The sequence below is a fragment of the Cupriavidus sp. GW821-FHT02F09 genome (genome assembly GCF_059421605.1).
In genome coordinates this window covers 292,439-302,997 of the sequence record NZ_JBWKVH010000001.1, presented here as the reverse complement: position 1 = coordinate 302,997, position 10,559 = coordinate 292,439, and the positions used below count along the sequence as shown (strand labels likewise).

6 protein-coding genes are annotated in these 10,559 nt (G+C 67.9%); 5 read left to right on the top strand and 1 reads right to left on the bottom strand.

From position 1 onward, the window contains the following. The first annotated feature begins 90 nt into the window (after window positions 1-90). The 4 genes from AC07XB_RS01570 to AC07XB_RS01555 all read left to right on the top strand — a co-directional run bounded on the left by AC07XB_RS01570 (window position 91) and on the right by AC07XB_RS01555 (window position 4,535). Window positions 91-1,254, top strand: a complete 1,164-nt coding sequence (locus AC07XB_RS01570; protein WP_492827273.1) for a CaiB/BaiF CoA transferase family protein — start codon at window positions 91-93, stop codon at window positions 1,252-1,254. Window positions 1,255-1,292: 38 nt separating this feature from the next. Then, the gene (locus AC07XB_RS01565; protein WP_492827274.1) at window positions 1,293-1,802 is read left to right on the top strand and encodes a PaaI family thioesterase; all 510 of its coding nucleotides are present in this window, start codon (window positions 1,293-1,295) and stop codon (window positions 1,800-1,802) included. 367 nt (window positions 1,803-2,169) lie between these two features. Then, complete coding sequence (locus AC07XB_RS01560) at window positions 2,170-3,138, top strand: Bug family tripartite tricarboxylate transporter substrate binding protein (protein WP_492827361.1); 969 nt, start codon at window positions 2,170-2,172, stop codon at window positions 3,136-3,138. A gap of 254 nt (window positions 3,139-3,392) precedes the next feature. Continuing rightward, window positions 3,393-4,535 carry a porin gene (locus tag AC07XB_RS01555; protein ID WP_492827276.1) on the top strand — a complete coding sequence of 381 codons (1,143 nt, stop codon included), beginning with the start codon at window positions 3,393-3,395 and terminating at the stop codon, window positions 4,533-4,535. A gap of 151 nt (window positions 4,536-4,686) precedes the next feature. Here AC07XB_RS01555 and AC07XB_RS01550 read toward each other — a convergent pair whose 3' ends face one another. Further along, entirely contained in the window at window positions 4,687-7,371 is a 2,685-nt protein-coding gene (locus tag AC07XB_RS01550; RefSeq protein WP_492827278.1) for a winged helix-turn-helix domain-containing protein, read from the bottom strand. Between the two features lie 396 nt (window positions 7,372-7,767). Between AC07XB_RS01550 and AC07XB_RS01545 the strand changes: the two genes are divergently transcribed. After that, window positions 7,768-10,548: a winged helix-turn-helix domain-containing protein gene (locus AC07XB_RS01545; RefSeq protein WP_492827280.1), complete on the top strand. Its 2,781-nt coding sequence runs from the start codon at window positions 7,768-7,770 to the stop codon at window positions 10,546-10,548. Window positions 10,549-10,559: the final 11 nt, after the last annotated feature.

Here is a 10,559-nt window from a genome sequence, read left to right as displayed (position 1 = left end):
ATGACGCCGGAGGCATTCGCCCGCTCCGGCCCCTTCCAATACGGCCAGGACGCCACGCCGCGCCCGGCCATACCGATCACAGGATCAGCAATGGGTGTACTAAGCGGCATTCGCGTAGTGGAGTTCGAAGCCATCGGGCCGGGCCCGTTCGGGGCCATGCTGCTGGCCGACATGGGCGCGGACGTGCTGCGCATCGACCGGCCGGTAGCGCCCGCCGACCTGGGCCCCAAGTCCGCCAACGGCAAGCGGGTGGACGTGACCGGCCGTGGCCGTCGCTCGGTCACCCTGGACCTCAAGCAGCCCGAGGCGCGCGAGGCGGCGCTGGAACTGATCGAGCGCGCCGATGTGGTGATCGAGGGCTTTCGCCCCGGCACCATGGAGCGCCTTGGCCTGGGGCCGGACGTGGCGCTGGCGCGCACCCCAAAGCTGGTGTATGGGCGCATGACCGGCTGGGGCCAGACCGGGCCGATGGCCGATCGCGCCGGGCACGACCTGAACTACATTGCGCTGTCCGGCGTGCTGTCCGGCATCGGCCGCGCCGGCGAGGCGCCGGTGCCGCCGCTGAACCTGGTGGGCGACTATGGCGGCGGCGGCATGCTGCTGGCCCTGGGGGTGGTCGCGGCCCTGCTCAATGTGCAGCGCGGCGGCGCGGGCCAGGTGGTGGACGCGGCGATGATCGAAGGCGCGGCGCAGCTGGGCGCGGTGGTCTGGGGCCTGCTGGCCTCGGGCAACTGGCGCGAGGAGCGCGCCAGCAACCTGCTCGACGGCGGCACGCCCTGGTACGACAGCTACCGCACCAGCGACGGCCACTTCATGGCCGTGGGCGCGGTCGAGTCGCGCTTCTATGCCGAACTGCTGGAAAAGCTCGGACTGGCCGGCAAGGACTTGCCCAAGCAGCATGACCGCAGTGGCTGGCCGGTGCTGCGCCAGCACTTCGAAGCGGTCTTCCTGACCCGCACGCGTGACGAATGGTGCGCCGTGTTCGAAGGCAGCGATGCCTGCGTGGCACCCGTACTGGGCTTTGCCGAGGCGCCCCATCACCCGCAGCACCGCGCCCGCGGCAGTTTTGTCGAAGTGGCCGGCGTGGTGCAGCCGGGACCGGCGCCGCGCTTTCTCGGCACCCCGTCAGAGATCAACGGGCCCGCGCCCGCGCGTGGCGAACACGGTGGCGCCGCGCTGCGCGACTGGGGGTTCGATGCGCAGGCGGTCGCGCGTTTGCGCGAGCGTGGGCTTGGCTTCCAGCAGGACGCCTGAGCACGGCCCCCTGCGCCCCTGATCATAGAGTGAACGCCATGTCTCAATTGCAATCTTCCGTCACGGCGATCCTGCCACCTCAGAATCCGCAGGTCCGCGGCGTACCGGACGGCTTCGAGCCCGTCGCCGGCACCAAGGGCTTTATGCGCTTTTGCGGCGAGTTCTATCTGCACGCGCAGCGCCCCGTCCTGGGCGTGCGCATCGCGGACGAACACCTGAACGCCATCGGCATCGTGCATGGCGGCTTCATGGCCATGCTGGCCGACAGCGCATTCGGGGTCGTCATGGTACGCCGCTTCGGCACCCTGCAGCCTCGCACGCTGCATCTGAGCGTCGACTATCTTGGCCCGGTACATGCCGGCGACTGGGTGGAGGCGCATGTAGACATGCTCAAGCAAGGCCGGCGCGTTGCCAACGTGAACTGCCGGATCATGGTCGGGGACCGCACCGCGCTGCACGCGGCAGGCGTGTTCTACCTGGGCAACAGCGATGGCAGGCCAAGCCACACGGCAAGCGTTTCGCCGCTGGAAGGCCACGCACCGGCCTGACGCCCCCCCCTTTTTGACCTAGCCCACGGACCCAACCCGCCGGCACAACCCCTGCTTTCTGGCAGGGGTGCCGCGGCCCGCGTCACCGTATGCTCAACCACAGCAGCTAACCGGACGGCGGGCAGCGTTCTCCTTGTCTCCACCCTGCCGGCGCTCGATGCCAGCGGGGTCTTGCTCTCCGGCCTTCTGGCCGGAGTTCTTTTTTGTGCGCCGCCAACCGCCGCCGACCGCCAGCCAGTTCACCGGGTCCACCGGGTTCACCCGCATAGTGGAATCCCGCCCCGCCAATATGGCGGGTTACAGCGATCTGCGCATCCCCTACCGTCGCAGTTGAGAAGCCCTTCCCAACTCAGCGAGGTCAAACATGATGCGCAAAAAAGCCCTTCTTGCCGTTGCCGCTCTTGCCTGGAGCGCGCTGTGCGGCGCACAGGCCTATCCCGCGCGCACCATCACATTCGTCGTGCCAGCGCCGCCCGGCGGCGCAACGGACACCATCGCCCGCGCGCTTGCCGAAGACATGGGCAAGCGCCTGGGCCAGACCATCATCGTCGACAATAAGCCCGGCGCTGCCGGCATGCTGGCCGTACAGACGTTGACGCGCGCGGCGCCGGACGGCTACACGCTGCTGATCACGCATTCCGCGCCGATCATGAATACGCCGTACCTCTACTCGCACGTGTCCTACGACGTGCGGCGCGACCTGGCCTTTATCTCCGAGATCTGCATTGGGCAGATCGTGTTCGCGGTCAACAGCAAGGTACCGGCCAAGAACATGCAGGAGTTCTTCGACTGGGCCGCGCAGAACAAAGGCGAGGTCAGCTATGGCTCCTACGGCACGGGCAGCTTCCCGCATCTGCTGGGGGCCTACCTGAACCAGTCCCGCGGGCTCGACATGACCCATATCGCCTACAAGGGCGAAGCGCCGATGGTGCAGGACATGATCGGCGGCAACATCTCCTGGGCCGTTGGCTCGGTCAGCACCCTGGGGCCGCAGATCCAGAGCGGTCGCCTGCGCGCACTGGCCATCGTCGGCAAGCAGCGCGTCAAGGACCTGCCGAACGTGCCGACCCTGAGCGAGGTCGGCTTGAAGGACCAGGAGCTGAGCCCGCCCGGCTGGGTCGGCCTGATGGCGCGCTCGGGCACACCAGCGCCAGTGCTCGCCCTGCTGGAAACGCAGGCCCGCGCCTCCGTCAACTCCACAACGATGAAAGCGCGGCTCCAACCGCTTGGGCTGGATCCGGTGGGCAGTTCGTCGGCGGATTTCAAGCGCGACTTCGAGACGCTGGAACCGGTGATGGCGCGGCTGATCAAGTCGACCGGGGCCAAAGCTGACTGACAACGCAACTGACAACGCAACTGACGACGCTGACGGCCCAACTGACGCACGCTGCGAGAAAACCTCTCTCGCATCCGTCAATAGGTAATGACCGCCGGGCCGGATTTCTGCGGGATTTAAACCACCATCGCCGCGTTTCACTCCCTTTTGGGTGGGTCCTGAAAAAGCGCGCCACGCTCTAATGACATCACGGGATCCGACGAGGAGGCTGGTTCCCGGTGACTTTGATAACAAGCATAAGGAGAAGACATAGCATGAAAAGAACATTGGTCGCGCTGGCAGCGCTGTGCGCAGTGAGCGGCGCAGCACAGGCACAATCGAGCGTTACCCTCTATGGCGTGATCGACGCATCGGTCGAGTACGTCAACAAGGTGGCCGCCTCGCCGGCAACACCGACGGTGGGCGGCAGCCGCTTCGCGCAACCGAGCGTTGGTGGCCTCTCCGCATCGCGCTGGGGCCTGCGCGGCGTGGAAGACCTGGGTGGCGGCAACAAAGCGCTGTTCGTGCTCGAAAGCGGCTTCCAGCCCGATACCGGTGCCCTGCAGTCGGGTGTGCTGTTCGGGCGCCAGTCGTTCGTCGGCCTGCAGAACGACTATGGCAAGATCACGCTCGGCCGCCAGTACACCAGCTTCTTCGATGGCCTCGCCAACTTCTCGCCGCTGCGGTTCGCGGCCACCTATGAGCCGGGTATCTGGTGGATGGGCCTGAACTACCGCGAAAGCAACATGGTCAAGTACACCGGCCAGTTCGGCGGGCTCCAGGCAGTGGCGCACTACTCGTTCGGCACCGGCGTATCCGTGCTGAATGCCAGCACCGCCCTGGCCAACGGCGGCGCCGGGGAAACGCCGGGACACTTCAGCGACAACACCGCCTTTGGCGGCTCGCTGATGTACCTGAGCAACGGCTTTGGCGCATCGCTGGCCTACGACGAATGGCGGCCAGCCGTCACGGTGGGACAGCCCGGCACGGTCCGCAAGTTTGCCGGCGCCGCCAGCTACACCACGGGCCCGCTCAAGGTCATGGGCGGCTACCGCTGGAACAAGGCTGATTTCAGCACTGGCAGCACGTTGCTGCGCGACGACTATTGGTGGGCCGGCGTCAACTACCAGGTCACGCCCGCGGTGGGACTCTCGCTTGCCTACTACTACGCCGACGTGAAGTCGGCCCGCGCTGCCGTCGGCGCAGCGCAGACCAATCCGGCCAACATGCAGCAGGTCAGCTTTATCGCCGACTACAATTTCTCCAAGCGCACGGACGTGTACGTCTCGGCTGGCTACGCGCGCAACGGCGGCCTGAGCTTCGATAGCTCCGCAACTGCCTTTGCGTTCAACTACCCGCAGATGACCGGGCAGAAGAGCATGGTTGGCGTGACGGTTGGCTTGCGGCAGATCTTTTAAGCGGGGAGAGGCTAAGGCGGGGGGAGCGTGCGGGGGCGGCGTGGTAACGAACGCCAGTGCCTTCTTCCTCCCACTCTCCCGCCCCCGCGCTTGCGCTGGCGGGAGAGCGGCACAAACACAATCGCGCGCTTGCTTAGCCAGCCCTCGTCTGCTACCCCTGCCTGCGCGCAGCCAGGATGGCATCGTAGCGACGCGAAACGCCGAGCTTGGCAAATATCTGCCGCAGATTCCACTTCACCGTAAGTTCGCTGATATTCAGCGCCAGCGCGATCCGCTTGTTCGACATCGACTGCTCCAGCAAGCCGAGTATCTCCTTCTCCCGCCGGGTCAGCCCCGACAGCGCCACCGATCCCTGCGCGATCGCCGCCACGGCAACGCGATCGCGAATGGGCGTGGGCGCGGCTGCGGGCATCCCCTGCAAACGGGCAAGATAGTCGTCCTGCGCGCCGTCCTTGCGCCGGGCCAGGCAGCCAAGCAGGGCGCGAACGCCCTCGCCTTCGTCCAGCAGCGTGCGTGCCAGCCCGAGCCGGTAGGCCGTGGCAAACGCCGACTCCATGCACGCCAGGGCTTCGCCGCGCCGTCCCAGCGCTTCGAGCGCAAGGGCCTGGAGCAGATCGGCCGTGACGATCAACCCTTCCCTGCCAAATGCGGTAGCCGTGGCGCGGGCGCCTTCCAGGGCCAGCAACGCGCCTTGCGGCTCGTTCATGGCCAACGCCAGCCTGGCGCGCGAGATCGCGGCAACCGCCACGATCTCGGCCGAGCGAACCCCATTGCCATTGCCCGCACCACCCGTTGCCAGGTCATCAAGCTTGGCCTGCAAGGACTGCGCGTAGCGCCAGTCCCCGCCCCTGAGCACGATCCGCTGGCGCTCGGATACCAGATGCGCCACGCCACGCTCGATGCCGCGGATACGAAAATGCGTTTCGATCTCGCTCAACCATGCCATGGCTTCGTGCGTCTGGTTGCCAAGCACTTGCAAACGCGTGTGGCATAGCGCGGCGCGCAGCACCACGTCAGGCGACGACAGCCTGAGCATGTCGAGGCGATCGGCCAGCGCTTGCCGTGCTTCGCCGGTCTGATCCCGTTCGTACAGGACCGCCGCCGCCGCCGCCGCGCAGTAGCAGGCGCTGACCGAGCGATGGCCATGGTGGCGTTCGGCCTCGGCGAGCGCATCCCAGGCCAGGGGCTCGGCTTGCAGTGCATTGCCCTCGAGCAGCATGGCGCTGGCCGCGGTGGCCCTGGCCATCAGCGCCAGCTCGCCCGTGCCGGCGCGCATCGCGCGTGCCGCGGGGGAAGCCAGGAGGTCACGCACCTGGGCATGGCAGCCGCGCACGGACAAGCAGCGCACGGTCAGGCCAAGCCGGATGTGCTCCAGTGGCGCCAGGCCCAGCGGGACGTTGGCAAGCGTGGCCAGGATGGCATCGAGCTGCGCCACGTCGTCGCGCTGCATGGCGATCACGGCGCGCGCCAGCCTGCCATGGCGCGACGCCTTGGCGCCGGGCCTGGCCGCCTCCAGGGTGGTCATCCAGTCATCGGCTTGCGCGGGCCGCGCGGTCACCGCGCTGGCCCAGGCGGCTAGCAGCAGCAAGCGCGGATAACTTGCCAGCCGGGCAGGCGGCACGACTTCGATCCACTGCCGGAAGTCCCTTAGCTGGCTGACGCTGGGCAAGGCGGGCATCGAACGCTCCACCAGGCTGGCAACCGCGTCGAAATCCTCGCTCTGCAAGGCGTGCGGAATGGCCTCGGCGAAGCATCCTTGCCGCACAAACCATTCGGTGGCCCGCCGGTGCAGACCCGCCACGTCCTCCTGGCTGGCCGCCAGGCGCTGGCGCAAAAAGGCCGCGAACATCGGATGGAAGCGGAACCACTGGCCATCGCCCTGCGCTTGCGCGGGCAGCAGGAACAGGCCGCGCGCATCGATCGCATCGATCAGGGCGGCGGCCTGCCCCGAGCCCGTGACAAAGCCCGCCAGCGCCGCATTGAAACGCGGCAGCACGGACAAGTCTTGCATGAAGGCCAGCAGTTCCCCCGGCAGCCCGGCCACGACGTCTTCCGACCAGTAGGCGTGCAGGCTATCCGCAGCAGGCACCGGCGTGGGCAGGCGCGCGGGATGGCGCTGCCCCGCCTTCAGCGAGGCCGACATCAGCTGCAGGCCGATGGGCCAGCCGGCGCTGAGCGCATGGAGCCGCGTCGCGGCATCCAGGCCCACGCGCGCGTCGAGATGCGCCGTCAGGAAGGCAAGGCTCTCGGGGAAGGAAAACGCCAGGTCCGCGCAGCCCACTTCGCCAAGCTCTCCCACCGCGCGCAGACGCCCCAGCAACAGGGGCGGCGCCTTGCGCGATGCCGCGACGACATGCAGGTGGGGCAGCCGCGCGTCAAGGATGGCTTGCAGCAGCGCGAGGCTGGCGGGGTGGCTGATGCGATCGGCTTCGTCGATCATCAGGTAGAACTCTTCGCGCGCGATGGCCAGCGCCTGGATATAGCTGGCGGCCAGCCGCTCCGGGGCGGCCAGCGCATCCTCCGGCGATGGCGCAAGCGCCCCGGGCGCGAGCCGCGCCGGCGGCAGGACGGCGCCAAGGCAAGCGCAAAAGGCCTCCGGTGCTTCGTCCTCGGGGCCGAGCGCCAGCCAGGCCACGCTGGCCCCTTCCCCGATCAGCTTCTGGCGCCATTGCGCCATCAGCGTGGTCTTGCCATAGCCCGCGCCGGCGGTGATCAGCACCAGCTTGCGCTGGCGCGCGTCGTGCAGGCTGGCTAGCAGGTCTTCGCGCGGGATCGAGCGGCTGCCAAGGCGGGGCGGCACCAGCTTGGTAGTGGGGGCGGGATGATTCCGTTCCATCGAAATTCGGCTCTCGGCGATGCAGGCCAATCGGCGCGCAAAACGGGCGCCGGCCTGCCCCGGTTAAGTTCGGGCGTGCTGATGTTGCATGCTGATGTTGCGTGTGACATTGCGTATGACATTGGGTGTCACCTTGCGCGTGACCGGGAAGACGCGCCATTCGCGGATTGCGCAAAATATATACTAGGGTGGCATGGCGAACGCCCCGCTTTGGGGCCGCCCACCTGATCCGGGTGGCTCGCGTGGCCGCCCGCCCGGGCAGGCGCCGCAAGACAAGCGGATCACGCTGCGCATCGCTTCGGGCCGCCTGTACAATGCATCACCATTCCGCTTGACCCCGACCCTGACGCTGGCTTGCACGACCAGCGCCCGGATACCAGAAGGCACCGGTCGCCTATGCCGCAAAGCCCCTCCACGCCACCCGAATCCACCGGCCATGCCAAGCGGCAGCCGCCACGCGACACCGTCAGGGTGCTCGCGCGCGAGCGCGTGCTGGCCCAGCTGACCGAAGCGCGGCGGCGCCGCGTGATCGTGCTGCAAGGCCCTGCCGGCTGCGGCAAGACCGCCACGCTGCTGGCCTGGCGCCAGGCACTGCTTTCGCTCGGTTTCGATGTGGCCTGGCTAACCGTCTCGGCCGATGACAACGAGCTGGCGCGCTGGCTGGATTCCCTGCTCGGCAGCCTGGCCGAGATCGATCCCGCCATCACGCGCGAGGCAGCGCTGCTGGGCGGCCGCGGCGTGGACGCCGAGGCCGTGGAGCGCACGGTGCTGGCCCTGGTGAACGGCGTCGCCAGCCATCCGCGCGAGCTGGTGCTGGTTCTGGATGAACTGCAACACCTCACCGATGCCCGCGTGCATGAAGCCTTGCAATGGCTGCTCGATTACGCCCCGGCCAACCTGCATATCGTGCTGGTATCGCGTGGGAGCGTGCCGCTCTCGCTCGGACGGCTGCGCGACCAGGGCCTGGTGCTGGAACTGGACCAGCGCGACCTGCGTTTGACGCTGGCGGAGTCCGAGCAATTCCTGAAGGCGCAACTGGGCGACATTGCCGCGCGCGATGCGCGCCTGATGCATGAACTGACCGATGGCTGGGTGGCCGGCCTGCAGCTGTTTGCCACGCACTGGAAACGGCGCAAGCAACCCGCCGGCGGGACATCCGCCGCCGACGGTTTCGTGCGCGCCAATGTGCAGAACGCGGGCGCCTTTGCCGATTACTTTGAGCGCGAAGTGCTGGCGCGCCTGGCACCGGCCGAAGCCGAGCTGCTGGTCCGCGCGGCCGCATGCCAGCGCTTTTGCGCCTCGCTGTGCGTGGCGTTGAACGACCAGCCGCAGGGATCGGCCGAGGTGGTTGCCCTGCTTGCGCGGCTCGACAGCGACAACCTGTTCATCACGCCGGTGGATGGCCCGGATCGCGAAACCTGGTACCGCTTGCACCCGCTGCTGCGCGAGACGTTGCTGGCGCGCTTTCGCGCGCGCAGCGAAGGCCAGCAGCGCGCCGTGCATGCCGCCGCCTGGCACTGGTTCCGCGCGCACCGCCTGCTGGAGGAAGCGGTGCGCCATGCCGTGCTGGCCGGAGAAGCCGCCGCAGCCGCGGATCTCGTGCAAACGTACGCTGGCACGCTGAGCGCAAGGGGCGAGCTGCGCAAGGTGATCCGGCTGGTGCGCCTGCTGCCGGCCGAGCAGGTTCAGGCTCGCATCAAGCTGCGGCTTCTGACCTTGCAGATGCAGATCTTCGCGCGGGAACTAGACGCCTGCACGGTGAGCATCGAGCGCCTTCTGGCCGACATTCCCGAATCCGACCAGAACGCCCGCTACCGCCTCACCATCCTGCGCTTCGCGCTGGCAGTGCAACGCGACGATACCGATGGCGCCCTCGCGCTGCTGCCGCAATTGCTGCAGACACCCGGCGAGGCCGAGCCGATGACCATCGGCGCGCGCAACAACCTGCTGTCGTGGCTGTATATGCACCTGGGCGAGTACGAGCGCGCCCGCCGCATCCAGGCCGAAGCGCCGCCCCTGCTGGTCGAAGGCGCGCCACTGGTGGGCACCACCGGCGGCAGCCTGAACGGCCGCTGCATGGTGGGTTTCAGCTTTGCGCTGGAAGGCAAGATGATCCAGGTCGAGCGCATCTGCCGCGACGTCCTGTTCGAAGCCGAAAAGGCCGGCAGCGCCGCAGCCGAGCCCGGCTACTTCGCCGCAGCGCTGCTCGGCGAAGTGCTGTACGAGCAGAACGACATCGCCGGCGCGTGCAAGTTGCTGGAGGACCGCGTCGACGTGCTCGAACGCGTGTCGATTCCCGACTCCGTGCTGCGGGTGCTCAAAGTGTTGTCGGCCTCCCATTGGGCAGCCGGCCATCAGCTCGACGCGTTTGCCTGCCTGGAGCGGCTGGAAGAGTACGCGACGCAACTCGGGCTAGACCGTCTGCTGGCCCATAGCCTGGGCGAGCAGATCCAGCGCCACCTGTCCGGCGGCGACCCGGACGCCGCGCAAGCCGCGCTGGCAAGGCTCAACGTCATCGACGCACGGCACCCGCACGCGCAGCCGAGCGCGCTGGACGAAATCCGCGTGGTGGCCGAGCGTGCGCGGATCCAGATGTGCCTGGCGCATGACGACCTTGCCGGCGCGGCGCAGCGGCTGGCGCCGCTGATTGCGCGGTGCGATGCACGGGGGTGGCAGCGGCATGTGGCGCAGTTGCAATGGCAAAGCGCCGTTGTGGATTTCAGGCTCGGGCGGGCGGACGCCGCGCGGGACCAGATGCTGGCGGCATTGCGGCGGGGACATCGGCTCGGGCTGGTGCGCAGCCTGCTCGACGCGGACCCGGCGGGGCTCGACCTGGTCGAGGAGATAACGCACGGGAAAACGCCGGACCCGTTGCTAGCGTTCTATATTGAGCGGTTACGGGCGGCCCGGTCCGCACAGGCCGGCGTTGGCGCTGGTACGCCTGCATTGCCTGATGGAAAGGCGGCGGTCGCCGCCGGCGGCGAGGCGCTTAGCGAGCGCGAGGTGGATGTGGTGAAACTGCTTGGGCAAGCGCTGCCGAACAAGAAGATTGCTCGGATGTTGGGGCTGTCGCCCGAGACCGTGAAGTGGCATCTTCGGAACATTTTCCGGAAGCTGGAAGTGACTAGCCGGGATGAGGCGGTCGCCAGGGTCCGGGATATGGAGTTGGATGCATAGGCTAGCCTGCC

Coding starts and splice junctions, on each gene's coding strand:
- AC07XB_RS01570 (WP_492827273.1), top strand. CDS start 91: ATGGGTGTACTAAGCGGCATTCGCGTAGTGGAGTTCGAAGCCATCGGG.
- AC07XB_RS01565 (WP_492827274.1), top strand. CDS start 1,293: ATGTCTCAATTGCAATCTTCCGTCACGGCGATCCTGCCACCTCAGAAT.
- AC07XB_RS01560 (WP_492827361.1), top strand. CDS start 2,170: ATGCGCAAAAAAGCCCTTCTTGCCGTTGCCGCTCTTGCCTGGAGCGCG.
- AC07XB_RS01555 (WP_492827276.1), top strand. CDS start 3,393: ATGAAAAGAACATTGGTCGCGCTGGCAGCGCTGTGCGCAGTGAGCGGC.
- AC07XB_RS01550 (WP_492827278.1), bottom strand. CDS start 7,371: ATGGAACGGAATCATCCCGCCCCCACTACCAAGCTGGTGCCGCCCCGC.
- AC07XB_RS01545 (WP_492827280.1), top strand. CDS start 7,768: ATGCCGCAAAGCCCCTCCACGCCACCCGAATCCACCGGCCATGCCAAG.